Genomic DNA, 23324 nt, shown 5'->3' with positions numbered 1-23324 from the left:
GGGCGGGGCTCAGCGGTCTTCGACGAGGCGCACGAAGTCGCGTTCGTTGCGTTCGGCGCGGCGGACGTACCAGCGGGCGAGCAGGACCAGGGGCAGGTAGAGGCCGAAGCCGAGGACGGCCCATTCCAGGCGGCGGGCGCCGGGCAGGGCCGAGAACAGCAGCGGGAGCGGGCCGACGAGCAGGCCGAGGACCGCGACGACGGTGAGGGCGGCGCGCAGCTGGCTGCGCATCAGGGAGCGCACATAGGTGTGGCCGAGGGTGGTCTGCTCGTCGATCTCGGTGCGCGGCCGGTAGTAGGCGGAGGGCTGGGGGTGGCGTCCGCGGGAGCGCAGCCGGGCGTGCGGGGGGCTCTGGCGGGGCGGGCCGGTGACGACGACGCGGCGCTCGGTGTGGTCCTGGGGCACCGTCACGGCCTCCGCATCAGCAGGTCGCGCAGTTCCCGCGCGTGGCGGCGGCTGACCTGGAGCTCCTCGGAGCCGACGAGGACGCTGACGGTGCCGGTGTCGAGGCGGAGTTCGCCGATGTGGCGCAGGGCGACGAGGTGGCGGCGGTGGATGCGGACGAAGCCTCGGGAGCGCCAGCGCTCCTCCAGGGTGGACAGCGGGATGCGCACCAGATGGCTGCCGCGGTCGGTGTGCAGGCGGGCGTAGTCGCCCTGGGCCTCGACGTGGGTGATGTCGTCGACGGCGACGAAGCGGGTCACGCCGCCGAGTTCGACGGGGAGGTGGTCCGGGTCGGGTTCGTGCACGGGGATGCGCGGGGCGGCCCCGCGCAGCTCGGCGGCCCGGCGGACGGCCTCGGCCAGCCGTTCCTTGCGCACGGGCTTGAGGACGTAGTCGACGGCCTTGAGGTCGAAGGCCCGGACGGCGAAGTCCTCGTGGGCGGTGACGAAGACGACGAGCGGGGGCCGGGCGAAGCCGCCCAGCAGCCGGGCGAGGTCGAGGCCGTCCAGGCCGGGCATCTGGATGTCGAGGAAGACGACGTCGATCGCCTCGGGCCCACCGGGGCCGGACTCCAGGGCGCGGTTGATGCGGCGCAGCGCCTCGGTCGCGTCGCCGGCGCCCTCCGCGCTGCCGATGCGCGGGTCGGCCCGCAGCAGGTAGAGCAGTTCCTCCAGCGGGGGGCGTTCGTCGTCGACGGCCAGGGCGCGCAGCATGAACCCGGAGTGTAGGGGCGATCCCGGCGTGCGGACACGGGCCGGGGCGAACGTGTGCGGCGGCCGGGGGCCGCGCGCCGGGCCGGGGGCGGGCCCGGGCGGCGGTGGATACAGTGCCCGCATGAACAGCAGGTCCACGCCGTTCGACGAACTCGACCGGAAGATCATCACCGCGTTGATGGCGAACGCGAGGACGTCGTTCGCCGAGATCGGCACGGCGATCGGGCTGTCGGCCACCGCGGTCAAGCGCCGGGTGGACCGGCTGCGCGAGACGGGCGTGATCACCGGGTTCTCGGCCACGGTGAAGCCCTCGGCGCTGGGCTGGCGGACCGAGGCCTACGTCGAGGTGTACTGCGAGGGGGCGGCGCCCCCGCGGCGGCTCGCGGAGGTCGTGCGGGACTACCCGGAGATCGCAGCGGCGATGACCGTCACCGGCGGTGCGGACGCCCTGCTGCACGTGCGGGCACGGGACGTGGAGCACTTCGAGGAGGTGCTGGAGCGCATCCGCCAGGAGCCGTTCATCCGGAAGACGATCAGCGTGATGGTCCTGTCGCACCTGCTGCCGGAGAGCCCGGAGGCGGGGGCCAGCCAGCCGGCACCGGAATAGGCCGCGGGGCCGCGCAGCAGACGTGCGCTGACCAGCCCGAAGACGCAGCGTTCCTGCGTCGACGCGCAATCTTTGTTTCTTGTCGACCGCCGCCCTCAGTTCCTACCGTTGGGTCAACCACCCATTACGGAACGTGAGGAAGCGGAGGGACCCCTTCGTGCCCGACTCCCGTGTGCCGCGCCGGCGGCGCTACCTCGTCTGCGAGCCCAGACACTTCGCCGTGCAGTACGCGATCAACCCGTGGATGCACCCCGACGAACCAGTCGACGTCATCCGCGCCCTGGACCAGTGGCAGGCGCTGGTCGACACCTACCGCGCCCACGGCCATACCGTGGACATCGTGAAACCCGTACCCGGTCTGCCGGACATGGTCTTCGCCGCGAACGCCGCGGTCGTCGTCGACGGCCGTGTGTTCGGCTCGCTGTTCCACGCCCCGGAGCGCCGTCCCGAGTCCGTGCCCTACGAGGCGTGGTTCAAGACGGAGGGCTACGAGGTCTACCACCCCGAGTCGGTGTGCGAGGGCGAGGGCGACCTGGTGCCGGCCGGGCGGTGGATCCTGGCCGGGACGGGCTTCCGCACGACGCGGGAGGCCCACAGCGAGGTGCAGGAGTACTTCGGTGTGCCGGTGGTGAGCCTGACGCTGGTGGACCCGTACTTCTACCACCTGGACACGGCGCTGTTCGTCCTCGACGACGACAACATCGTGTACTACCCCGAGGCGTTCTCGCCGGGCAGCCGCGAGGTGCTGGCCCGGATGTACCCGGACGCGGTCGTCGCCACCCGTGCGGACGCGATGGCGTTCGGGCTGAACTCCGTCTCCGACGGACGCCACGTGTTCATCTCGCCCGGGGCGACAGGACTGGCCGCGCAGCTCGCCGACCGCGGGTACGTGCCGGTCCCCGTCGACCTGTCCGAGTTCCAGAAGGCCGGGGGCGGCATCAAGTGCTGCACCCAGGAGATCCGGGAGATCCGCCCATGACCGCACCCGTCCGCGCCGAGCACCAGCCGGGGACCCGTGGCTCGGAGGAGCTGATCCGCGCCGAGGAGCCGGTCCTGGCGCACAACTACCACCCGCTGCCCGTCGTCGTGGCCCGTGCCGAGGGCACCTGGGTGGAGGACGTCGAGGGCCGGCGCTACCTCGACATGCTGGCCGGCTACTCGGCCCTCAACTTCGGGCACCGGCACCCGGCGCTGATCGAGGCCGCGCACCGCCAACTGGACCGGCTGACCCTCACCTCGCGCGCCTTCCACAACGACCGGCTCGCCGCCTTCGCCGAGCGGCTGGCGGCGCTCACCGGCATGGACATGGTGCTGCCGATGAACACCGGCGCGGAGGCGGTGGAGAGCGGTGTGAAGGTGGCCCGCAAGTGGGCCTACGACGTCAAGGGCGTCCCGGAGGGCCGGGCCACGATCGTGGTGGCGGCGGACAACTTCCACGGCCGCACGACGACGATCGTCAGCTTCTCCACGGACGAGACGGCCCGGGCCGGTTTCGGGCCGTTCACACCGGGCTTCCGGGTCGTGCCGTACAACGACCTGGCGGCGATGGAGGAGGCCGTCGACGAGACGACGGCGGCGGTGCTGATCGAGCCGATCCAGGGCGAGGCGGGCGTCATCGTCCCGGACGACGGCTATCTGGCCGGCGTGCGCGAGCTGACCCGGCGCAAGGGGTGCCTGTTCATCGCCGACGAGATCCAGTCCGGGCTGGGCCGCACGGGCAGCACGCTGGCGGTCGAGCACGAGTCGGTGGTCCCGGACGTGCTGCTGCTGGGCAAGGCGCTGGGCGGCGGCATCGTGCCGGTGTCGGCGGTGGTCGGGCGCCGGGAGGTGCTCGGGGTGCTGCACCCGGGCGAGCACGGCTCGACCTTCGGCGGGAACCCGCTGGCGGCCGCGGTCGGCACGGCGGTGGTGGAACTGCTGGAGACGGGCGAGTTCCAGCGCCGGGCCGCCGAGCTGGGCGAGGTGCTGCGCGACGGTCTGACGGGCCTGGTCGGCAAGGGCGTGGTCGGTTTCCGCTCCCGGGGCCTGTGGGCGGGCGTCGACGTGGACCCGGCGCTGGGCACCGGCCGCGAGATCAGTGAGCGCCTCATGCGGGAAGGGGTCCTGGCCAAGGACACCCACGGCTCGACGATCCGCCTGGCTCCGCCGCTGACCATCACGGCGCAGGAGCTCACGGACGCCCTCGCGGCGCTGGAGAAGGCACTGGGATGAGGCCCGGCCGGGGAGGCAGGCCCCATTCCCTCCCCGGCCGGTTCCGGGCCGGCCGGGAAGGCCCGCCGGACGGTGGTCCGGAGCCCCGACCGGACCCGCCCGGGCCGCCCCCTGGCGCCGGAAGGGTGAAGATTGGGGCAAGAGGTGGTAGACCACTCTCAGCGACAGAGAGGTCGGCCGTGGGCGCACACGAGGAGTCCGGCGTTGCCCGGCATCGGTTCGACGTGGCCGACGCCGCGCCCCTGTTGCTCGATTCCCGGGGCGTGGTGACGGGCTGGACCGGCGACGCCCGGCGGCTGCTGGCGTACCCGGCGGCGGAGGCGGTCGGCAGGAAGCTGGCGGACCTGCTGACCGCCGAGGACGCACAGCGCGTGCCGGATCTGGTCGAGCGGTGCCGCAGGGACGGCGGCTGGGCCGGGCTGCTGACGGCCCGCCGCAAGGACGGCCGGCCGGTGCGGGTCGCGGTGCGCATCGCCTCGGCGGAGGAGACCCGCGGCACCTCGCGCTGGCTGGTGCTGTTGTCGGAGCTGGCCGGGGCGACCGGCTGGGACATGAGCCGCACGGTGCTGGAGCAGATGGTCGCCGACTCACCCGTCGGCATCGCGATCGTCGACACCGACCTGCGCTTCGTGTGGTCGAACACCGCCCTGGAGCAGTTCGGCGGCGGACCTGCCGCGAGCCGGCTCGGCCTGCGCTTCGCGGACATCCAGCCCGGCATGGACGCCCATGCGGTCGAGGCGCAGATGCGGCACGTGCTGGAGACCGGTGAGGCGGTCGTCGGCTACGAGCACATCGGCCGCGTGCGGTCGGCGCCGCTGCACGAGACGGCGTACATGCTGTCCTTCAGCCGCCTCGAGGACGACCGGGGCCGGCCGATAGGGGTGTACTACACGGTCGTCGACATGACCGAGCGGCACCGCGCCCGGCAGCGCCTGGCGCTGCTCGACCGGGCCGGGGAGAGCATCGGCCGCACCCTCGACCTCAACCGCACCGCGCAGGAGCTGGCCGACGTCGCCGTGCCCGGCCTGGCCGACTTCGTCTCCGTGGACCTGCTCGAATCGGTGCTCGGGGGCGCCGAACCGGCTCCCGGGCCGCTGGCGGACACCGGGGAGCCGGTGGCACTGCGCCGGGCGGGCTTCCGGTCCGCGCAGGAGGACCTGGTGGAGGCCGTCATCGCCGTCGGCGAGGTGGTGGAGTTCCGGGCCGGGACGCCTCCGGTCCGCTGCCTGGCCACCGGGCGTTCCTGGCTCGGGGAGCGGATCGACCCGCACGCCAGGGACTGGACCACGGAGGTCCCCAGCGGCCGGCCCGCCACGTTCCGGGAGCTCGGCCTGCACAGCGTGCTCACCGTGCCGCTCCGCTCGCGCGGCATCACGCTCGGCGTCACCACCTTCTTCCGCCGGGACCACCGCGAGCCCTTCGACGAGGGGGATCTGCGGCTGGCGGAGGACCTCGTGACGCGGGCGGCCGTCTGCGTGGACAACGCCCGCCGCTACACCCGGGAGCGGGACGCCGCGCTCGTGCTGCAGCGCAGTCTCCTGCCCCACCACCTGCCCGAGCAGGGCGCGGTGGAGGCGGCCGCCTGCTACCGGCCGGCCGACGAGCTGACCGGCCTCGGGGGCGACTGGTACGACCTGATCCCGCTGTCCGGCGCCCGGGTGGCGCTCGTCGTGGGCGAGGCGCCCGGCCACGGCATCGACGCCGCCGCGGCGATGGGACAGCTGCGGACCGCCGTACGGACCCTGGCGGCCCTGGACCTGCCGCCCGAGGAGGTGCTGGCGCACCTCGACGACCTGGTGGCCCGCACGGCGCGGGAGGACGGCACCGAGCCGGGCACGGCGGGCGCGCAATGCGTGGGCGCCGGGTGCCTCTACGTCGTCTACGACCCGGTGGACGGCGGCTGCACGATGGCCGCGGCCGGGCATCCCGCGCCGGCCGTGGTCCGCCCCGACGGCTCGGTGGTGTTCGTCGAGCTCCCGCAGGGGCCCTCGCTCGGGGTGGGCGGCCCGCCCTTCCAGGCGGTCGGGATGACCCTGGACGAGGGCAGCACGCTCGCCCTGCACACCGACGGGTTGCTGGCCCGGGGCGAGACCTGGGCGGTCGACGCCGGCCGGGAGCGGCTGCGCCGGGCGCTGGAGCAGGGCGGACCGCTCGACGCGTACTGCCGGACCGTGGTGGACGCACTGGTGCCGGCCCGCCCGCACGACGACGTGGCGCTGCTGATGGCCCGGACGAAACGTCTCGGCAGCGGTCAGGTCGCCGACTGGGAGCTGCCCTCGGACCCGGCCGTCGTCGCCGAGGCCCGCCGCGCGGCCACCCGGCAGCTGGCCCGGTGGGGCCTGGACGAGCTGGCCTTCACCACGGAGCTGGTGGTGAGCGAACTGGTCACCAACGCCATCCGCTACGCCACCGGCACCATCCGGCTCCGGCTGATCCGCGAGCGCGCCCTGGTGTGCGAGGTGTTCGACGGCGGCGCCACCGCCCCCCACCTGCGGCACCCGCGGACGACGGACGAGGGCGGGCGCGGGCTGCTGCTGGTCTCCCAGCTCACGCAGCGGTGGGGCACGCGCTTCGTCGGCGAGGGGAAGATCATCTGGGCAGAGCAGTCCCTCACGGATCTCCCCGATCTCGCGCCCTGACATCCGGGCGAGGTCTGTCCATGCCGTGCGAAACTGGGGTGATTGCGGCAGCAGTGAGGCGGTGGCCATGACGGAAACGGCGATCGACTTCTCCGCGGTGTTCCGGTCCCTGCCCGGCATGGTGGCCCTGCTGACGCCCCAGCTCGTGTACGCCGACGTCAACGAGGAGTTCGTCCGGGGCTCCGGCCGCTCCCGCGAACAGCTCCTCGGCCGCTACCTCTTCGACGTCTTCCCCGACAACCCCAACGACCCGGGCGCGACGGGCATGCGCAACCTTCAGGCGTCGCTGTACCGGGTCCTGGCGACCGGCGAGCGGGACGCGATGGCCCTGCAGCGCTACGACGTGGAGGACCCGCGCCACCCCGGCCGGTGGGAGGAGCGCTACTGGAGCCCGGTCAACACGCCGGTGCTGGGGCCCGACGGGTCGGTGGTGCTCGTCGTGCACCGCGTCGAGGAGGTCACGGAGCTGATCCGGGCCCGGGGCCGCTCCGACGGCCACCGCGACGGCCGCGCCCGGGTGCTGGAGGCCGAGCTGTACTCGCGCGCCCGTGAGCTGCAGGAGCTGAACGAGCGGCTGCGCATGGCGCACTCGCGGGAGCGGGAGGTGGCGCTGGCCCTGCAGGGCGCCATGCTGCCCGCCGGGCCCCAGACGCGGCACGACCACCGGGCCGCCGTCCGCTACCGGCCCGCCGTCGGGGCGCTCAACGTGTGCGGGGACTGGTACGACCTGGTGGACCTGGTCGGCGGCCACCGCACCGGGGTGTCCGTGGGCGACGTCGTCGGGCACGGGCTGGAGGCCGCAGGGGTGATGGGCCAGCTGCGCAGCGCGCTGAGCGCGGCCTCCCGGGTCGCCGCGGGCCCGGCGCAGGCCCTGGACGTGCTGGGGCGGTACGCGCACGTCGTCGAGGGGGCCGAGTCGGCGACGGCCGTGACGACCTTCGTCGACTTCGACCGGCAGACCATCACCTACAGCAGCGCCGGCCATCTGCCGCCGGTCCTGGTCCACCCGGACGGCCGTACGGAGTTCCTCGACCAGGCCACGGACACGCCGCTCGACGCCCGCCCCGACCCGATCCCCCGGCCCCAGGCCGCCACGGCGTTCACGGAGGGCGCGACGCTCGTGCTGTACACCGACGGGCTGGTCGAACGCCGGCGCGAGGACATCGACACCGGCCTGGAGCGGCTCGCCGACTCCCTGCGCCGCCACCGCGGCCTCGACCCGGAACTGCTGGCCGACACCGTCCTGCTGGAGCTGCTGCCGCCCGGCGGCGCCACGGACGACACCGCCCTCATCGTCATGCGGCTGTGACCGCGCCCCGGCATGACCGCAGCCGAGCCTGACGGCAGCAGGGCAGGACTACAGCCGGGCCTTGCCGTGATCCAGCAGCCGCACGCGGTCCACGTTCTGCCGGTCCTCGGGGTCCGCGCTGGGCTCGCCGGCGAACCAGGCGTCCAGGATCTCCCCGAGCAGCGGCTCGGACGTCAGGCGCAGGCTGAGCGCGAGCACGTTGGCGTCGTTCCAGCGGCGGGCCCCGTCGGCGGAGTAGGCGTCCGTGCACAGGGCGGCCCGCACACCGGGCACCTTGTTGGCGGCGATCGAGGCTCCCGTGCCGGTCCAGCAGCACACCACCGCCTGGTCCGCCGCGCCGTCGGCGACCTCGCGGGCCGCGGCCTCGGAGCACACCGCCCACTGCGGATCGTCGCCGGGGCGCAGCGCGCCGTGCGTCCGCACCTCGTGGCCCCGCTCGCGCAGCGCGTCCACGAGGGCCCGGGCGACGGGCTCGTCCATGTCCGAGGAAACCGAGATGCGCATGTCCGGCAGGTTACCCGCCGCTCCCCCGCACGGCACCGGGCGCGAGGCGGGCGGCGGGATCCCGACCGGACGGGGTGCCCGCGGCGCTCGGGGCGCCGGCCACGGGGTCCGCCGCGGCCGCATCGGCACCACCCCGGGGAACCCGTCCATGACTGGCCGTCAGTCAATCGGCGGAGGATCGGTGACGAGCCGTCGCACCAGGTGTCCGGCGGCTGCGCCTGCACCTACACTGGCACCCCACGACATGCCGGTTGACCTGCTGGAACGCGGTGGTCGAGGCCCCGCGAGAGTCGAGGAGCGCCCGCTTTGTTCTACTACCTGCTGAAATACGTGCTGCTGGGTCCGCTGCTGAGACTGGTCTTCCGGCCCCGGATCGACGGCCTGGAGCACGTTCCCGCGGAGGGCGCGGCCATCGTCGCCGGCAACCACCTGTCGTTCTCCGACCACTTCCTGATGCCCGCGATCCTCAAGCGGCGCATCACCTTCCTCGCCAAGGCCGAGTACTTCACCGGCCCGGGCGTCAAGGGGCGTCTGACGGCGTTCTTCTTCCGCAGCGCCGGGCAGATCCCCGTCGACCGCTCCGGCAAGGACGCGGGCCAGGCCGCGATCCGCGAGGGGCTCGGCGTGCTGGGCAAGGGCGAGCTGCTCGGCATCTACCCCGAGGGCACCCGCTCGCACGACGGGCGGCTGTACAAGGGGAAGGTCGGCGTGGCGGTGATGGCGCTCAAGGCCGGTGTGCCGGTCGTGCCGTGCGCGATGATCGGCACCTTCGAGGCCCAGCCGCCCGGCAAGGTCGTCCCGCGTCTGCACCCGGTCGCGATCCGCTTCGGCGAGCCGCTGGACTTCTCCCGCTACGAGGGCATGGAGAACGAGAAGGCCGTCCTGCGGGCCGTCACCGACGAGATCATGTACGCGATCCTCGCCCTGTCCGAGCAGGAGTACGTCGACCGGTACGCGGCGGACGTGAAGGCCGAGGAGGCCGCCGCCCGGCAGCGCAGGTTCCGGCGGTCACCGCAGAGCTGACCTCCGCCGTCGGCCGGTCCCCCGTGGAGGGGCCGGCCGGTTCGCGACATGAGCGTGGGGCGGCCGGGGATCCGGCCGCCCCACGTCACCTTGCGGGATTCCGCTACGGCTTCGGCGTGGCGTGCGGCGCGCACGTCACGTCCGCGCCGTCCAGCTCGCCGGTGAGCAGGTAGGCGTCGACCCGGGTGTTGATGCACGGGTTGGCCAGCCCGGTGACGCCGTGGGAGCCGGCGTCCTTCTCGGTGATCAGGCGCGAGCCCTTGAACCGCTTGTGCAGTTCGACGGCGCCCTCGTACGGCGTGGCGGCGTCACGCTCGGACTGGACGATGAGCACGCCGGGCAGGCCCTTGCCGGTCCTGACGTTCAGCGGCGTCTGCTGCTTGGCCGGCCAGGTGGCGCACGGCAGGTTCATCCAGGCGTTGGCCCACGTCATGAACGGGTGGTCCTTGTGCAGCCGCGTGTTGTCGCGGTCCCACCGCTGCCAGCTGGTGGGCCACTTGGCGTCGGCGCACTCGACGGCCGTGTAGACGGCGTTGCCGTTCTCCGAGGAGGCGTTGCCGACGGTGTCCGACAGGTCGGGGGCGGCCGCGTCGACGAGCGCCTGGGTGTCCCCGGCGACGTACTTGCTGAACACCGAGGCGACCGGCGCCCAGGCGGAGTCGTAGTACGGGGCGCTCTGGAAGAAGGAGATCAGCTCGGCCGGGCCGACGACCCCGCCGAGCGGCTCCTTCTTGGCGGTGGCGCGCAGCTTGAGCCAGTGCTGCTGGACCTCGGCGCGGGTGCCGCCCAGGTGGTAGGTCGCATCGTTCTTCGCGACCCAGTCCTGCCAGTCCTTCCAGCGGCTCTCGAAGGCGACGTCCTGGTCCAGGTTTGCCTGGTACCAGATCTTCTCGCGGGAGGGGTTGACGACGCTGTCGACGACCATGCGGCGCACGTGGCCCGGGAAGAGCGTGCCGTAGACGGCGCCGAGGTAGGTGCCGTAGGAGACGCCGAGGAAGTTGAGCTTCTTCTCGCCGAGGGCGGCGCGGATGACGTCGAGGTCGCGCGCGGTGTTCGGCGTGGTCATGTGCGGCAGCATCCAGCCGCTGCGCTCGTGGCAGCCCTCGGCGTACTCGCGGGCCAGCTTGCGCTGGGCGCGCTTGTCGGCCTCGGAGTCGGGCACCGGGTCGGCCTTGGGCGCCTTGACGAACTCCTGCGGGTCGACACAGGAGATGGGCGTGGACCGGCCGACGCCGCGCGGGTCGAAGCCCACGAAGTCGTAGGCCTTCGCCGCGTTGGCCCAGATCGGGTTCTTGTTCGTGACGCGGGTCGGGAAGCGCAGTCCGGAACCGCCGGGGCCACCGGGGTTGTAGAGGAGCGCGCCCTGCCGCTCGGCCTTCGTGCCGGTGTTGCCGATGCGGTCCACGGCGAGCTTGATCTGCTTGCCGTACGGCTTGGCGTAGTCGAGCGGCACGGTGACGTACCCGCACTGGATCGGCTTGGCCAGGTTCCAGTCGGCGGGGCAGTCCTGCCAGTCGATTCCGGCCTTCGCGGCACGCTCGGCGGCGATGGCGGCTCCCCGCGCCTCACGGTCCCGGCCGGGGCCACTGCCCGCGCTGGCGTTCGCCGTGGGCGCCGCGACGGCGCCGGCTATCAGCGTGGCCGTGACGAGCGCACCGGCCGAACCGAGCGCCGTCATACGCCTTGTCGGTCTCATACCCCTCAAGGGGGACCTCCCCGTACATCGTTGCGATCAGTACGGGGGATCCTCGCGGCTGTGAGGTGCCTGAGAACAGGGGCTGCCACCCTTCTTTGCCAATCCGATAAACGGAGAAGCGGTGCTGCTCTACGGACGGGTCCGGTCTAGGCGAGGAGCAGCAACGCCTCGTCGAGCACGCGCCGCAGGCGCAGGGCGTCCGGCGCGAGGGCGCTGACCAGCGCCGCGGGTCCGGCGAGAGGCATCAGGCAGGCCGTCTCGCCCAGCATCCGGGCCGTCACCGGCCGCGCGGTGAACTCCGGCCGGACGACGACGAGCTGGCCGACCGCGCGGTGGCCCGCGAGCACGGCGGGCCCGTCCCAGCCGCCCGGCGCACCGGGCCCGCAGCCCAGCTCCTGGTCCAGCACGGTCCGTTCGGCGATCCGCACGGTCAACCGGCTGTTCAGCCGCCCGGGTTGCTCACCCGCCCGCCCCAGCACCTGCTCCTCGCGCAGCACGAGCCGTGCGCCGGGGGCGAGGTCGGCGCGGGTGGTGACCCGCAGGTCGCTGCCGGCCACAGAGATCAACTGCTCCGGCAGCCAGTGCAGTTCACCCCGCTCGGCCACGGTGAGCCGGACGTCGTACCGCGCCTCGTCCTTGGTCTGCCCGGGCAGGGCGAGGGTGGCGGCGGCCGACCTCACGGTCAGCCGGGCCCCCTCGTCCACCCTGCCCTCCACGGTGAAGTGGTCCCCGCCCAGCGGCCCGCTCATCGCACCCACGACCACGACCCGCGCCCCGGGCCCGGGCGACCGGGTGCGGCGCAGGGCCAGGGGGCCGTCGCTCTCCAGGACGGGCAGCGCGGTCCCGCCCCGCCCGTCGTCACGGGCGACGACGCGGGCGACGGAGCGCACCCCGGTGCCGTAGGCGGTCATGCCGTCCACGCGGCGAGCCGGTCCCGCACCCACGCGGCCACCTCGGCCACTCCGGCCTCGCTCCGCAACGACTGCAGCACGACGGGCAGTTCGCCTCGCTGCGCCTTGGCGTCGGCGGCCATCCGGGCCAGGTCGGAGCCCACGTACGGGGCGAGGTCGGTCTTGTTGACGACGAGCAGGTCGGCGGTGGTGACGCCCGGGCCGCCCTTGCGCGGGATGTCGTCGCCGCCGGCCACGTCGATGACGAAGACCTGCGCGTCGACGAGGCCCTTGGAGAAGGTGGCGGTGAGATTGTCCCCGCCGGACTCGACGAGCACCAGGTCCAGCGGGCCGACCGCGTCCTCCAGCTCCTCGACGGCTTCCAGGTTCGCGGAGATGTCGTCCCGGATCGCGGTGTGCGGGCATGCGCCCGTCTCCACCGCGGTGATCCGCTCGGGCGGCAGCACGGCCTCCCGCAGCAGGAACTCGGCGTCCTCACGCGTGTAGATGTCGTTGGTGACGACGGCCAGGGACAGGTCGTCGCGCAACGCCCGGCACAGGGCGGCCACGGTGGCGGTCTTGCCCGATCCGACGGGCCCGCCGAGCCCGATGCGCAGGGCACGGCGGCGCCCGTCGGGACGCAGGGCGTCGGCGCCCACCGCGGACGGGCCGTCGTGGAGGTGGTCGAGGTGCATGGAGCGGCTCCCGCGTCGTTGTGCGAAGGGTGTGCTGTGCCCAGAGGAGTGGGCGGATCGGTCGGTGGGTCCGGCCGGCCGGCCGGTGGGGCCCGGGCGGGGGCGGGCTATGAGGCGAACAGCCGCATCGCCGCCGCCGCGTGCGCTTGCGCCCCCGTCTCCAGCAGGGGCGCCGACCCCGCCGGCAGCGCGTCGGCCCCCTCGTCGACGGCTCGGCGCGCCGCCTCCACCGCCCGGTCGACGACCAGGTCCAGCTCCGGCGCGAGCCGGGCCAGGACGCCCGTCGCGTCGAAGGGGTCCAGGCTGAGCAGCCGCACGGTCGCCGCCGCGGGCCCGCTGACACTCTCGTACGCGGCGCAGTACGCCGCGTCGGCCGGTCCCAGTCCCGCCGCCCGGGCCGCCACGCCCAGGACCACCGGCTGGTGCGCGCCCTTGGGGAACTGCCGTGCCAGGGCGTCGAGTTCGGCGGCCGGCCAGGTGGCCCGGGCGGCCCGCAGCAGCTGCCGCCCCAGCTTGCGCGCGGCGCCCCGCAGAGCGGGTGAGGGCGTACGGGCGTCGGCCGCGGCGTCCAGTGCCACCGGGTCGAGCCCGAGCGCGGCGGCCGCCGCGAGTCCGGCGGCCGTCAGGCCCGCCGTGTGCAGCCGTCCCCGGCAGAACTCCCCGAGGCTCACCGCGCCTTTGATGCGCCCGGCCCCGACGGCGGCCTCGGCGCCGCCGGAATGGGCGTGGCCGCCGGCGGGGAAACGCCCGTCGGCCAGGATCAGCAGCGTCGCACGCGACATCGGTCCACCCCGGCCCGTCAGAAGAGGAAGTAGCGCTGGGCCATCGGCAGTTCCGCCGCGGGCACCGCCTCGACGAGTTCGCCGTCGATGTGCACGGCGAAGCTGTCGGGGTCGATCCGCACGTCGGGCCGGGCGTCGTTCTGCCGCATGTCGGCCTTGGTGACGCCGCGCGTGGACTCGATCGGCACGAACGGCTTGCCGAGTCCCAGCCGTTCGGGCAGGCCGTCGTCGAGGGCCAGGGGCGCGACGAAGTTCAGGGAGTTGGCGGCGGGCGCCCGGCCGATCGCGCCGAACATCGGACGCGGCAGGATCGGCTGCGGTGTGGGGATCGAGGCGTTCGCGTCGCCCATCTGCGCGTACGCGATCTGCCCGCCCTTGAGCACCAGGTGCGGCTTGACCCCGAAGAACGCCGGCTCCCACAGCACCAGGTCGGCCAGCTTGCCCGTCCGGACGGACCCGATCTCCCGGGCGAGGCCCTGGGCGAGGGCGGGGTTGATCGTGTACTTGGCGATGTAACGGCGCACGCGGTGGTTGTCGGCCTGCCCGTCCCCGGGCAGCGGTCCCCGGCGGCGCTTCATCGCGTGGGCCGTCTGCCAGGTGCGCAGTACGACCTCGCCGACCCGTCCCATGGCCTGGGAGTCGGAGGAGATGATCGAGATGGCGCCGAGGTCGTGCAGCACGTCCTCGGCCCCGATGGTGGACGGCCGGATGCGCGACTCGGCGAAGGCCAGGTCCTCGGGGACCGCGGCGTTGAGGTGGTGGCACACCATCAGCATGTCGAGGTGCTCCTCGGCGGTGTTCACGGTGAACGGCCGCGTCGGGTTGGTGGAACTGGGCAGCACGTGCGGCTCGGAGACCACGGTCATGATGTCCGGCGCGTGCCCGCCCCCGGCGCCCTCGGTGTGGTAGGCGTGGATACCGCGCCCGGCGATCGCGGCGAGCGTGTCGCCGACGAAACCGGCCTCGTTGAGGGTGTCCGTGTGGATGGCGACCTGGATGCCGGTCCGCTCGGCGACGGTCAGCGCGGCGTCGATGACGGCCGGGGTGGAGCCCCAGTCCTCGTGCAGCTTCAGGCCGAGCGCGCCGCCCCGGATCTGCGACAGCATCGCCTCGTGGGAGACGGTGTTGCCCTTGCCGAGCAGCCCGATGTTGAGCGGGTACGCCTCCATGGCCTCCAGCATCCGCGCCAGGTGCCAGGGGCCCGGTGTGACGGTGGTGGCCTTGGAGCCCTCGGCCGGTCCGGTGCCGCCGCCGACGAGGGTGGTGACGCCCGAGGCGAGGGCTTCGTCGGCGATCTGCGGGCAGATGAAGTGGACATGGGCGTCGACGGCCCCGGCGGTGAGGATCCGCCCGTTCCCGGCGATGATCTCCGTCTCCGGGCCGATGACCAGGTCGGGGTGGACCCCGTCCATGGTGTCGGGGTTGCCCGCCTTGCCGATGCCGGTGATCCGTCCGTCGCGGATGCCGACGTCGGCCTTGACGATCCCCCAGTGGTCGATGATCACCGCGCCGGTGACGACGGTGTCGGGGGTGCCCTCGGCCCGGGTGGCGCGGGACTGCCCCATGGATTCGCGGATGACCTTGCCCCCGCCGAACACGGCCTCGTCACCGGCGATCCGGGGCCCGCCGCAGCGGTCCTCCTCGATCTCCACCAGCAGGTCGGTGTCGGCGAGGCGGATCCGGTCGCCGGTCGTCGGGCCGAACAGGTCGGCGTACGCGGCACGCGAGATCTCAGGCATCGAGGGCACCTCCGGTCTGCCCGCGCAGGCCGGGCACGATGCGGGCACCGGCGAGCGGGACGAGTTCGACCTCGACGGGGATGCCGGGCTCGAAGCGCACGGCCGTACCGGCGGCGACGTTCAGCCGCTTGCCGCGCGCTGCGGCACGGTCGAACTCCAGACCGGGATTGGCTTCCGCGAAGTGGTAGTGGGAGCCGACCTGGACGGGCCGGTCGGCGGCGTTGAGGACGGTGAGCCGGGTGACCTCGCGGCCCTGGTTGTAGGCAATCGGCCCGTCGGCGAACAGGATCTCTCCGGGGATCACTGCGGCGCCCCGTCAGACGATCGGGTCGTGGACGGTGACGAGCTTGGTGCCGTCCGGGAAGGTGGCCTCGACCTGGACGTCGTGGATCATCTCCGCGATCCCCTCCATGACGTCGTCCCTGGTCAGCAGTTGACGCCCGGAGGACATCAACTCCGCGACGGTCCGGCCGTCACGCGCTCCTTCGAGGATGTGCGACGTGATGAGGGCGACCGCCTCGGGGTGGTTGAGTCGCAGGCCGCGCTCCCGGCGCCGGTGCGCCACGTCGGCCGCCACATGGATGAGCAGTCGCTCCTGCTCGTGGGGGGTCAGCTGCACGTCCCACCTCACCGTCCTCGCTCCGGACCGAGCGGGGTCCGGTTGCCGCCGCCACGGGGCGACGAGCCGGGTGGCGTGCGCGGCAGGCTAGTTGGACCGCGTTTCGGGCGCGTTAACCGAGGTGTGCTCCGTCGGTGGCGCGGGGGGCGAGGTGGGCTCCACCGGCGGCGGCGGACGGGTCGGGCATGCTCATCAGCGCCCGCAGTCCGTCCCGGAGGATCTCCACCGGCGCCGGGCCGAACAGGGACTGCTGGGCGATGAAGCCGAGCACCGAGGCGATCATCGTGCGGGCCACGTGGTCGGGTGCGACGTCCGCCCGCATCATCCCGGCCTCCTGGTAGGCCGCGACGATCCTGCCCCAGGACGCGCGGACCGAGCCGTAGCCCTCCCGGAGCAGGGCGGCCAGCTCCTCGTTGCGCAGGGTCTCCGTCCAGACCTGGATGACGAGCCGGGGGAAGGCGGGCCGGCCGTCGACGACCAGGGACTCGCGGGCGCCGAGCGTCCTGCCGAGCACGGAGGCGACGAGCTCGTCGGGGGGCGGCGGCGGGGTCAGCCGGGCCGCCTCCTCGAAGGCCTCCCGGACGGAACCGAGGACCTCGGCCACGATCGCGCCGATCAGCTCCTCCTTGCCGCTGAAGTAGCGGTAGACGGCGCCGGCCGAGAGGTCGACCTCCTTCAGCACGTCCTGCATGGACGTGGCGTGGAAGCCGTTGCGGGCGAAGCAGAGGGCCGCGCCGTCGAGGATCTGGCGGCGGCGGGCGTCGAGATGTTCCTGGGACACGCGGGCCATGGTCCCCAAACTAAAACGAATATTCATTCTTGACAAGACGCGCCCCGCGGAGGACGGTGGGGAACAAGCAAAACGAACGATCCTTCTTTTTAGCTCGACCCGTTGTCTCATCTCGGCTCCACACCACTGCGCTTCCGCAGACGTCCCCCAGGAGACACCCATGTCCTCCCGTACACGCCCCCTGATCGCGGTCGCCGTCCTCGTGCCGGTCCTCGCCGCCCTGGCCCTGTGGGCCTTCGCCTGGCCGGCCGCCCGTATCGCCCCCCGCGACCTGCCGCTGGGCGTCGCCGGCCCGACCGTCGCGGCGGCCCAGGTCGAGCGGCAGCTGGAGCAGCACGAGGGCGCCTTCGAGATCCACCGCTACGCCGACGGGGCCGCCGCCCGGGACGCCATAGAGGACCGCAGCGTCTACGGCGCGGTCGTGGTGACGCCCCAGGGGCCCGAACTGCTCACGGCGTCCGCGGCCGGGCCGGCCGTCGCCCAGTTCCTGGAGCAGGCCGTGGCCCAGCGGGCCTCCGCCGAGGGCACCCGGGTGAAGGTGGTCGACGTCGTGCCCACTCCGGCGAGCGATCCCCGCGGCGCGGTGCTGAACGCCGCCGTGCTCCCCCTCGCCCTGGCCGGTATCGCGGCCGGTGCGGTGGTGACCCTGCTGGGGCTGCGCGGCATGCGTGCCGTGACGGCACTGCTGGTGGCGTCCGCACTGGTGGGCGCGGTCGGGGCGGTGATCGCGCACAGCTGGCTCGGGGCCCTCGCGGGCGACTGGTGGGTGGAGGCTTCGGTGCTCGGCCTGTCCACCCTGGCCGTGGGCGCGGCCGTCGCGGGGCTCGCCGCCCTGGTCGGCCCGGCCGGCACGGGCATCGGGGCAGCCCTGGTGATGCTGATCGGCAACCCCTTCTCCGGCGCCACGACGGCCCCGCAGATGCTCCCGGAGCCGGCCGGGGCGATCGGCCAGTGGATGCCGCCCGGTGCGGGGACCTCGCTGCTGCGCTCGGTGGCCTTCTTCGACGGCTCCGCCGCGACCGGACCGGCGCTCACCCTGACGTGGTGGGCGGCGCTGGGGCTCGGGGCCGTACTGCTCGGCAACGCGCTGCGGGCCCGGAGGAAGGACAGCGCCCCCACCGGCGGCTCCCGGGACCTCGCGACGGTCGGCTGACCGCGGCCGCCGCCCCGGGCGACGGCACCCGAACGACCGTGCACCCCCGCTGTAGCGGACGGGGGTGCACGGTTCTCTGCTGTCGGGGCGCACGCCGACCGCTCGCCCCGCCACACCGGTTCCGGACTCCCCCGGCTCTCCCCGCGCTCCGAGCGGAGGCGGAGTTGACCGGCCGTTACCTCGAGGTCGCCGACGACCCGTCGGACCGATCAACCCGGCGCAGCGCGGCGGCACCTGCCGCGGACCGCACGCGGCCCGGATGCCGGTGGCCGAGGCGGCCGCACTGCGCGACACGCTCACTCCGATGCACCAAAGGCCCGAGGCGGAATTGAACGCCGCGACGCCGGCGCGGGCTCCGGGCGTGCTGGCCGGCGAAGCGCGCACGGCCCGCGTCACCCTTCCGCCGCAGTCGGCCAGTTGAGGCGGGTGGGCATCCCGTGGAGCCCCGGTCGCCGGAGCGTCCGGCTCCGAGTTGAAACCGACCAAACGACGTACCCCTGTTAGGAGTAGACGCGCCTGCGGATTTCGGGTGGCCGAACTTGCGCAGCGGACCTGGCCGGTGGGCGGAATCGGACATTCCCTTGCTGGTCGGACCGTCCACGGAGGGGTGGACACCGGCTCGAACACACACGTGTCCACCCGAACGGGTGAGTGGTGAGTAACAACACAAATCCTCGGTTCCGTTGGGATTTCCGGACAGCGATGAGTCAAGATCCCTGACTGACGACAAGCCCCCGCCGCAGCGGCGGGGCGATCCGGGCGGACGCCGAGTCCTGCCGCCGCCCGGATGACCGGTCGACAGGAGTGGATCGGCAGGAGTGGAGGACCCGAGCACGACGGGTCGCCGGGACGGTCACGCCATGACCGGGTCCGAGCAGCCCTTGGGGTGAAGCCGCGTCAGCGGCCGGGCAACTTCGCCAGCCCGAATCCGACAGGTCATCCTTCACAGGCGGCTGACGAAGGGTTGCGCATGACTGCGCTCAATCGTGTCCCGTCGCTCATGGCCCGTGCCGGTACGGCCTCGGCTCTCACCATCGCCGCCGTCGGCGGCTCGATAGTGGCGCCCGGCTTCTCGTCCGAGGCCGCGGCAGCCACCCCGGCGACCAAGGCACTCCAGATCGCGGCCTCGAAGAAGGGATCGCCGTACAAGTACGGGGCCACCGGTCCGCACCGGTTCGACTGCTCCGGGCTGACGCTGTACTCGTTCAAGAAGGCGGGCAAGAAGCTCCCGCGCACGGCCGCCCAGCAGTACAACAAGACGCGCCACATCTCCGCCAAGAGCCGCAAGGCCGGGGACCTGGTGTTCTTCCACTCGGGCAAGAACGTGTACCACGTCGGTATCTACGCGGGTAAGAACAAGCTCTGGCACTCCCCGAAGACCGGGGACGTGGTGCGACTGCAGAAGATCTGGACCAAGAGCGTCTGGTACGGGCGCGTGAAGTGATCCCTCCGGCGTGCGGCGGCGTCCTGACGCGCCGCCGCACGCCGGGGCGTGAAGCGGGCCCGGATGGTTACCCGTGCGGGTATGGCCGAGCACCGCCCCTGCACCGCTCGCAACGAGACACCGCTGCAACGAGCGGACAGGAACTTCGTCGAGCTGCTCCAGGAGCTGCGCGTCACCCAGACGGGCGTGCAGATCCTGTTCGCCTTCCTGCTGTCCCTGGCCTTCACCGCACGCTTCGCCGACCTCGACGGGGTCCAGCGCGTCACCTACGTCGTCACGCTGCTGCTGGCGGTCCTGGCCGCGGCACTCTTCACGGCGCCGGCGGCCCTGCACCGCTCGCTGTTCCGGCAGGGCGCCAAGCCGCGCATCGTGCAGGTCTCCTCGCGCCTGGCGACCGTCGGCCTGGCCGTGCTGGTGTTCGCCTTCAGCGGCTCGGTGCTTCTGGTGGTGGACGTGACGACCGGCCGCTGGGGCGGCGTCGGGGCGGGCGCGGCCACGTTCCTGGTCTGCGCCGGCCTGTGGGGGCTGCTGCCGCGGCTGGTGCGGCGCTCGGGACTGCGGGCGGAGGCCCGCGCCCCCGCTCCCCGCGAGGACGCCGGGGATCCGCCCCGGCCCGCCCCCGCCGTCCCCGGGCCCGGGCGGCGCACGGTGGCGCAGCCGACGCGGCGCATCGGGCCGCAACGCCGGGAGGCCCCGGTCAGGCGCCGCTGAGCGGCCGGGCTGGCGTGCCGAGGGAGAGCGGAGGGGTTCAGGGGGCCAGAGAGCGGCACGGGACGCAAGGGACGGTTCCGGAGCCTCAGCAGGGAGGTACAGGGGCCGGGGTCGGGAGAGGGCAGTCGGGGGACGTCGGAGACGGGGCAGGTCCGGACCTGGAGAGACCGGCCGGAGCCGGGGAAGGATCGGACCGGACGAGGCCGGGTTCCGGGGTGGTCGGGACCGGGCAACGCCGGAACCGGCGTCCTACTGTTCCTGCGGGCCTGCGGACGGTACCGACTGGGCCGGGATGACCCAGGGCAGCTCGATCGAGATGGTCTTGCCGCCCTCACGGGTCGGGCGGATGCGGAGCTTGCCGCCGCACTCCGCGGTCAGCCACCGGATGATGACCAGGCCGCGGCCGTTGTCCTGCTGGACGGCGGCGGGCAGCCGTCTGGGGAAGCGCGGGTGGCTGTCGGTGACGCCGATGGTCAGCTGCTCGTCCCGGTCGAGCTCGACGTCCACCGTGAAGGTGGGCGACTGGCCGAAGGTGTGCTGGACGGCGTTGGTGGCCAGTTCGGAGATGATCAGCCGGACCGTGTCGGACACGTCCGTGTCCGCCGGCAGGCCCCACTCCGCCAGCGTGTCCACCACGTAGGCGCGCGCCGCGGAGACCGAGGCGGGATCGCTCGGCAGAGTGACGGATGCTTCCAGATGGTCTGCCATGGCGACGTCGTCCCTTTCCCACGGGACCGCAGCCCGACACAACGCGGATGGTTCGAGTACGGTCCCGGACTGGTGCTTCGTCGCCAGGGTGCCACCACAACACCCCCGTAGGACGGCGATCCACCAAGATATGCATATATCTGTCGCTCAAAGCGGTGAACTCTGCGACGGGAGACCGGATGCGGATGGCCCGTAAGGAGTAAGGAGAAGCCCATGCAGCACGGCCCCGCGGTGCGTCGGCGGAAACTGGGCGCCGAACTGCGAGCCCTGCGCGCGTCGGCGGGACTGACCAGCGGTGAGGCGGCCCGGCTGGTGGGCTGGCACCAGTCCAAGGTCAGCCGGATCGAGACCGGCACGAGCGGGGTCAAAGCCGCCGACGTGCGGTTACTCCTCGACGCCTACGGGGTGGCCGACTCCCCACTCCGCGAACTGCTCACGGTGCTGGCCGGCTCCGACGACAGCGGGGGACGGCACCACTGGTGGCACGCCTACCGCGGTGTACTGCCCCCGACCTACCGCGACTTCATCAGCCTGGAGTCCCAGGCCACCGCGATGCGCACGCTGGAGACCACGGTCGTCCCGGGCCTGCTCCAGACGCCCGAGTACGCCCGCGCGGTGACCAGGGCGGCGGTGGGGAACGTGCCGGAGGACCGGCTCGACACCCTCGTGGAGGTGCGCCTCGCCCGGCAGGACGTGCTGCGCGCCGACCCGCCGCTGGAGCTGAGCGCCGTCCTGGACGAGGCGGTGCTGCGGCGGGAGGTGGGCGGCCCCGGGGTCATGGCGCGGCAACGGGAACGGCTGGTGGAAGCGGCGCGGCTGCCCCACGTACGGCTGCGGGTGCTGCCGTTCGCCGCCGGGGCGCATATCGGGGTGACCGGGCCTTTCGTCATCTTGTCATTTTCGAGCACTTCTGATCTGGACGTGGTTGTTCTCGACCACTTGACGAGTAGCCTCTACCTCGAACGGAAAGAAGACCTCAGGGCCTACACGGAGGCCTTCAACTCCCTTCTGATCCACGCCCTTTCGCCCGAGGATTCGTTGGATTTCATCGCCGGGACAGTCACCGGCGCGTAAGGAGGCACCATGCGTGCACTGCCTCGTCATGTCCCCTCGAGTCGCGACCTGCACGGTGTGCGGTGGCTGCGCAGCAGTCACAGCACCGGCGCGAACAACTGCGTCGAGACCGCGTGTCCGGACACCCCGCCCTGGGCCGGACTGCTCGCCGTGCGCGACTCCAAGGCCCCGGACGGGCCCGCGCTGCTCTTCTCACCGCAGAGCTGGGCGGGATTCACCGCCGCCCTGGACCGTCTTGTGAAACCCCTCTGATCCGTCCCATCAGTCGAAGCAGTCGGATTCAGTCCGTCCTCGTGCGGCGCACGGCCGTGTCACGCCGACTCATGGCCGCGTCCCGCCGATCAGTCGTACAGCGCGTTCGATCTGTTCACCGGTCAAGTCCGCGCGGGCGGTCAGCCTGAGCCGGGAGATGCCGTCGGGCACGGAGGGAGGACGGAAGCAGCCCACGGCCAGGCCCGCCGCGCGGCACGCGGCCGCCCAGCGCACCGCGTCCTCGGCCGAGGGCGCCCGCACCGAGACCACCGCGGCGTCCGGACGCACCGCGTGCAGACCCGCGGCAGTCAGGCGTGCGTGCAGTTCGCCCGCCACCGCGCGGGCCCGCGCGGCCCGCTCCGGCTCGCGGCGCAGCAGCCGCAGCGCCGAGAGCGCCGCGCCGGCCGCCGCGGGGGCGAGTCCCGTGTCGAAGATGAACGTCCGCGCCGCGTTGACCAGATGGTCGACGACCCGTGCGGGGCCGAGGACGGCGCCGCCCTGGCTGCCGAGCGACTTGGACAGGGTGACCGTCGTGACGACGTCGTCGGCGCCCGCGAGCCGCGCCGCGTGCGGCGCGCCCCTGCCGCCCTCCCCCAGGACGCCCAGGCCGTGGGCGTCGTCGACGACGAGTCCGGCGCCGTGCTCCCGGCAGGCGCGGGCCAGCTCCGTGAGCGGGGCGGCGTCGCCGTCGACCGAGAAGACGGTGTCGGACACGGCGATCGCGGGGCCGTCGTGGGTCATGAGTGCCTTGCGCACCGCGTCCGGATCGCCGTGGGCGGCGACCTGGGTGGTGCCGCGGGCCAGCCGGCAGCCGTCGATCAGGGAGGCGTGGTTGCCGGCGTCGGAGACGATCAGGGAGCCGTGCGGGGCGAGCGCGGTGACGGCGGCGAGGTTGGCGGCGTAGCCGGAGGAGAAGACCAGGGCCGCCTCGGCACCGCAGAAGTCGGCCAGTTCGCGTTCCAGCTCGGTGTGCAGTTCGGTGGTGCCGGTGACGAGCCGGGAGCCGGTGGCGCCGCCGCCCCAGGTGCGGGCGGCCCGGGCCGCGCCCTCGACCACCTCGGGGTGGTGGGCCAGCCCGAGGTAGTCGTTGCTCGCCAGATCCAGCAGGGGCGAGTCGGCCGGACGGGGGCGCAGCGTCCGGACGAGTCCGGCGCTGCGGCGCCGCTCCGCCTGCTCGTCGAGCCAGCCGAACGCCATGGGTGGTCCTCCGGGGAATTTGTAGGCAGTGCACAGACACTAGCCGGACGACCAGCGGGTCACTGTGTGGCAATACCCACACGTCGAACCCGATTGCTTGTGTGAAGTCTCCTTGGCCCGGAGC

The 23324-nt window shown here is 73.2% G+C and carries 24 protein-coding genes and 1 riboswitch; of the genes, 11 read left to right on the top strand and 13 right to left on the bottom strand.

The genetic code is table 11. The features are described 5' to 3' along the window. Window positions 1-9: 9 nt before the first annotated feature. Entirely contained in the window at window positions 10-405 is a 396-nt protein-coding gene (locus ACFYWG_RS06140; RefSeq protein ID WP_376326407.1) for a hypothetical protein, read from the bottom strand. A 2-nt stretch (window positions 406-407) separates the two neighbouring features. After that, entirely contained in the window at window positions 408-1157 is a 750-nt protein-coding gene (locus ACFYWG_RS06135; RefSeq protein ID WP_389199615.1) for a LytR/AlgR family response regulator transcription factor, read from the bottom strand. 121 nt (window positions 1158-1278) lie between these two features. Here ACFYWG_RS06135 and ACFYWG_RS06130 point away from each other — a divergent pair, with 121 nt between their 5' ends. From ACFYWG_RS06130 to ACFYWG_RS06110, 5 genes are all read left to right on the top strand, one after another. Beyond that, on the top strand, window positions 1279-1764 hold the full coding sequence (locus tag ACFYWG_RS06130; RefSeq protein WP_376326204.1) for an Lrp/AsnC family transcriptional regulator: 486 nt from the start codon (window positions 1279-1281) through the stop codon (window positions 1762-1764). Window positions 1765-1921: 157 nt separating this feature from the next. Beyond that, on the top strand, window positions 1922-2743 hold the full coding sequence (ddaH, locus tag ACFYWG_RS06125; RefSeq protein WP_383504417.1) for a dimethylargininase: 822 nt from the start codon (window positions 1922-1924) through the stop codon (window positions 2741-2743). Beyond that, window positions 2740-3975, top strand: coding sequence for an ornithine--oxo-acid transaminase (gene rocD / locus ACFYWG_RS06120; protein ID WP_383504414.1), 1236 nt, complete (start codon window positions 2740-2742; stop codon window positions 3973-3975). Before ddaH ends, rocD begins: the two co-directional genes overlap by 4 nt. 179 nt (window positions 3976-4154) lie before the next feature. Then, window positions 4155-6614, top strand: a complete 2460-nt coding sequence (locus ACFYWG_RS06115; RefSeq protein WP_385421630.1) for a SpoIIE family protein phosphatase — start codon at window positions 4155-4157, stop codon at window positions 6612-6614. Window positions 6615-6681: 67 nt separating this feature from the next. After that, complete coding sequence (locus tag ACFYWG_RS06110; RefSeq protein ID WP_385421632.1) at window positions 6682-7923, top strand: PP2C family protein-serine/threonine phosphatase; 1242 nt, start codon at window positions 6682-6684, stop codon at window positions 7921-7923. Between the two features lie 48 nt (window positions 7924-7971). Here ACFYWG_RS06110 and ACFYWG_RS06105 read toward each other — a convergent pair whose 3' ends face one another. Next, complete coding sequence (locus tag ACFYWG_RS06105) at window positions 7972-8427, bottom strand: RpiB/LacA/LacB family sugar-phosphate isomerase (protein ID WP_376326196.1); 456 nt, start codon at window positions 8425-8427, stop codon at window positions 7972-7974. A gap of 306 nt (window positions 8428-8733) precedes the next feature. Between ACFYWG_RS06105 and ACFYWG_RS06100 the strand changes: the two genes are divergently transcribed. Further along, window positions 8734-9450 carry a lysophospholipid acyltransferase family protein gene (locus tag ACFYWG_RS06100; RefSeq protein WP_376326195.1) on the top strand — a complete coding sequence of 239 codons (717 nt, stop codon included), beginning with the start codon at window positions 8734-8736 and terminating at the stop codon, window positions 9448-9450. A gap of 103 nt (window positions 9451-9553) precedes the next feature. Here the strand turns inward: ACFYWG_RS06100 and ACFYWG_RS06095 are convergent, their stop codons facing one another. The 8 genes from ACFYWG_RS06095 to ACFYWG_RS06060 form a co-directional block, all read right to left on the bottom strand. Continuing rightward, window positions 9554-11146, bottom strand: a complete 1593-nt coding sequence (locus ACFYWG_RS06095; protein ID WP_383511321.1) for an alpha/beta hydrolase — start codon at window positions 11144-11146, stop codon at window positions 9554-9556. A gap of 146 nt (window positions 11147-11292) precedes the next feature. Continuing rightward, window positions 11293-12057 carry an urease accessory protein UreD gene (locus ACFYWG_RS06090; protein ID WP_389200721.1) on the bottom strand — a complete coding sequence of 255 codons (765 nt, stop codon included), beginning with the start codon at window positions 12055-12057 and terminating at the stop codon, window positions 11293-11295. Continuing rightward, the gene (gene ureG / locus ACFYWG_RS06085) at window positions 12054-12731 is read right to left on the bottom strand and encodes an urease accessory protein UreG (protein WP_383511319.1); all 678 of its coding nucleotides are present in this window, start codon (window positions 12729-12731) and stop codon (window positions 12054-12056) included. Before ureG ends, ACFYWG_RS06090 begins: the two co-directional genes overlap by 4 nt. Window positions 12732-12838: 107 nt before the next feature. Further along, on the bottom strand, window positions 12839-13513 hold the full coding sequence (locus ACFYWG_RS06080) for an urease accessory protein UreF (RefSeq protein WP_383511317.1): 675 nt from the start codon (window positions 13511-13513) through the stop codon (window positions 12839-12841). A gap of 17 nt (window positions 13514-13530) precedes the next feature. Next, a complete protein-coding gene (locus tag ACFYWG_RS06075; RefSeq protein ID WP_385421034.1) occupies window positions 13531-15252 on the bottom strand; it encodes an urease subunit alpha in 1722 nt (573 codons plus the stop codon). Then, on the bottom strand, window positions 15245-15556 hold the full coding sequence (locus tag ACFYWG_RS06070; RefSeq protein ID WP_376326187.1) for an urease subunit beta: 312 nt from the start codon (window positions 15554-15556) through the stop codon (window positions 15245-15247). The genes ACFYWG_RS06075 and ACFYWG_RS06070 overlap by 8 nt, the downstream gene beginning before the upstream one ends. Window positions 15557-15568: 12 nt before the next feature. After that, entirely contained in the window at window positions 15569-15871 is a 303-nt protein-coding gene (locus tag ACFYWG_RS06065) for an urease subunit gamma (protein WP_376326186.1), read from the bottom strand. Window positions 15872-15983: 112 nt separating this feature from the next. Next, a complete protein-coding gene (locus ACFYWG_RS06060) occupies window positions 15984-16661 on the bottom strand; it encodes a TetR/AcrR family transcriptional regulator (protein ID WP_383511312.1) in 678 nt (225 codons plus the stop codon). Window positions 16662-16821: 160 nt separating this feature from the next. On the opposite strand from ACFYWG_RS06060, the gene ACFYWG_RS06055 reads away from it, so the two are divergent. From ACFYWG_RS06055 to ACFYWG_RS06045, 3 genes are all read left to right on the top strand, one after another. After that, complete coding sequence (locus tag ACFYWG_RS06055; RefSeq protein WP_389199606.1) at window positions 16822-17814, top strand: ABC transporter permease; 993 nt, start codon at window positions 16822-16824, stop codon at window positions 17812-17814. A 754-nt stretch (window positions 17815-18568) separates the two neighbouring features. Beyond that, window positions 18569-18781: riboswitch (cyclic di-AMP (ydaO/yuaA leader) on the top strand. A 3-nt stretch (window positions 18782-18784) separates the two neighbouring features. Then, complete coding sequence (locus tag ACFYWG_RS06050; protein ID WP_333929876.1) at window positions 18785-19258, top strand: C40 family peptidase; 474 nt, start codon at window positions 18785-18787, stop codon at window positions 19256-19258. A gap of 81 nt (window positions 19259-19339) precedes the next feature. Then, on the top strand, window positions 19340-19969 hold the full coding sequence (locus tag ACFYWG_RS06045) for a DUF6328 family protein (RefSeq protein ID WP_385421041.1): 630 nt from the start codon (window positions 19340-19342) through the stop codon (window positions 19967-19969). 249 nt (window positions 19970-20218) lie between these two features. On the opposite strand, the gene ACFYWG_RS06040 is transcribed toward ACFYWG_RS06045, so the two are convergent. Next, window positions 20219-20677, bottom strand: a complete 459-nt coding sequence (locus tag ACFYWG_RS06040; protein ID WP_383501314.1) for an ATP-binding protein — start codon at window positions 20675-20677, stop codon at window positions 20219-20221. Window positions 20678-20890: 213 nt separating this feature from the next. Here ACFYWG_RS06040 and ACFYWG_RS06035 point away from each other — a divergent pair, with 213 nt between their 5' ends. Together ACFYWG_RS06035 and ACFYWG_RS06030 are read left to right on the top strand one after the other, a co-directional pair. Continuing rightward, window positions 20891-21751, top strand: a complete 861-nt coding sequence (locus tag ACFYWG_RS06035) for a helix-turn-helix domain-containing protein (RefSeq protein WP_385421043.1) — start codon at window positions 20891-20893, stop codon at window positions 21749-21751. A gap of 9 nt (window positions 21752-21760) precedes the next feature. Beyond that, complete coding sequence (locus ACFYWG_RS06030; protein ID WP_376326176.1) at window positions 21761-22003, top strand: DUF397 domain-containing protein; 243 nt, start codon at window positions 21761-21763, stop codon at window positions 22001-22003. Window positions 22004-22072: 69 nt separating this feature from the next. Here ACFYWG_RS06030 and ACFYWG_RS06025 read toward each other — a convergent pair whose 3' ends face one another. Next, window positions 22073-23200 (bottom strand): 8-amino-7-oxononanoate synthase, encoded by a 1128-nt coding sequence (locus tag ACFYWG_RS06025; protein WP_389199602.1) that lies wholly within the window; start codon window positions 23198-23200, stop codon window positions 22073-22075. Window positions 23201-23324 lie beyond the last annotated feature (124 nt).

The sequence above is a fragment of the Streptomyces sp. NPDC003456 genome (genome assembly GCF_042878735.1).
GTDB lineage: Bacteria > Actinomycetota > Actinomycetes > Streptomycetales > Streptomycetaceae > Streptomyces.
This window is presented reverse-complemented; position numbering and strand designations above follow the sequence as displayed.

Coding starts and splice junctions, on each gene's coding strand:
- ACFYWG_RS06130 (WP_376326204.1), top strand. CDS start 1,279: ATGAACAGCAGGTCCACGCCGTTCGACGAACTCGACCGGAAGATCATC.
- ACFYWG_RS06060 (WP_383511312.1), bottom strand. CDS start 16,661: ATGGCCCGCGTGTCCCAGGAACATCTCGACGCCCGCCGCCGCCAGATC.
- ACFYWG_RS06035 (WP_385421043.1), top strand. CDS start 20,891: ATGCAGCACGGCCCCGCGGTGCGTCGGCGGAAACTGGGCGCCGAACTG.
- ACFYWG_RS06090 (WP_389200721.1), bottom strand. CDS start 12,057: ATGACCGCCTACGGCACCGGGGTGCGCTCCGTCGCCCGCGTCGTCGCC.
- ACFYWG_RS06080 (WP_383511317.1), bottom strand. CDS start 13,513: ATGTCGCGTGCGACGCTGCTGATCCTGGCCGACGGGCGTTTCCCCGCC.
- ACFYWG_RS06075 (WP_385421034.1), bottom strand. CDS start 15,252: ATGCCTGAGATCTCGCGTGCCGCGTACGCCGACCTGTTCGGCCCGACG.
- ACFYWG_RS06110 (WP_385421632.1), top strand. CDS start 6,682: ATGACGGAAACGGCGATCGACTTCTCCGCGGTGTTCCGGTCCCTGCCC.
- ACFYWG_RS06045 (WP_385421041.1), top strand. CDS start 19,340: ATGGCCGAGCACCGCCCCTGCACCGCTCGCAACGAGACACCGCTGCAA.
- ureG (WP_383511319.1), bottom strand. CDS start 12,731: ATGCACCTCGACCACCTCCACGACGGCCCGTCCGCGGTGGGCGCCGAC.
- ACFYWG_RS06025 (WP_389199602.1), bottom strand. CDS start 23,200: ATGGCGTTCGGCTGGCTCGACGAGCAGGCGGAGCGGCGCCGCAGCGCC.
- ACFYWG_RS06055 (WP_389199606.1), top strand. CDS start 16,822: ATGTCCTCCCGTACACGCCCCCTGATCGCGGTCGCCGTCCTCGTGCCG.
- ACFYWG_RS06095 (WP_383511321.1), bottom strand. CDS start 11,146: ATGAGACCGACAAGGCGTATGACGGCGCTCGGTTCGGCCGGTGCGCTC.
- ACFYWG_RS06050 (WP_333929876.1), top strand. CDS start 18,785: ATGACTGCGCTCAATCGTGTCCCGTCGCTCATGGCCCGTGCCGGTACG.
- rocD (WP_383504414.1), top strand. CDS start 2,740: ATGACCGCACCCGTCCGCGCCGAGCACCAGCCGGGGACCCGTGGCTCG.
- ACFYWG_RS06135 (WP_389199615.1), bottom strand. CDS start 1,157: ATGCTGCGCGCCCTGGCCGTCGACGACGAACGCCCCCCGCTGGAGGAA.
- ACFYWG_RS06105 (WP_376326196.1), bottom strand. CDS start 8,427: ATGCGCATCTCGGTTTCCTCGGACATGGACGAGCCCGTCGCCCGGGCC.
- ACFYWG_RS06030 (WP_376326176.1), top strand. CDS start 21,761: ATGCGTGCACTGCCTCGTCATGTCCCCTCGAGTCGCGACCTGCACGGT.
- ACFYWG_RS06040 (WP_383501314.1), bottom strand. CDS start 20,677: ATGGCAGACCATCTGGAAGCATCCGTCACTCTGCCGAGCGATCCCGCC.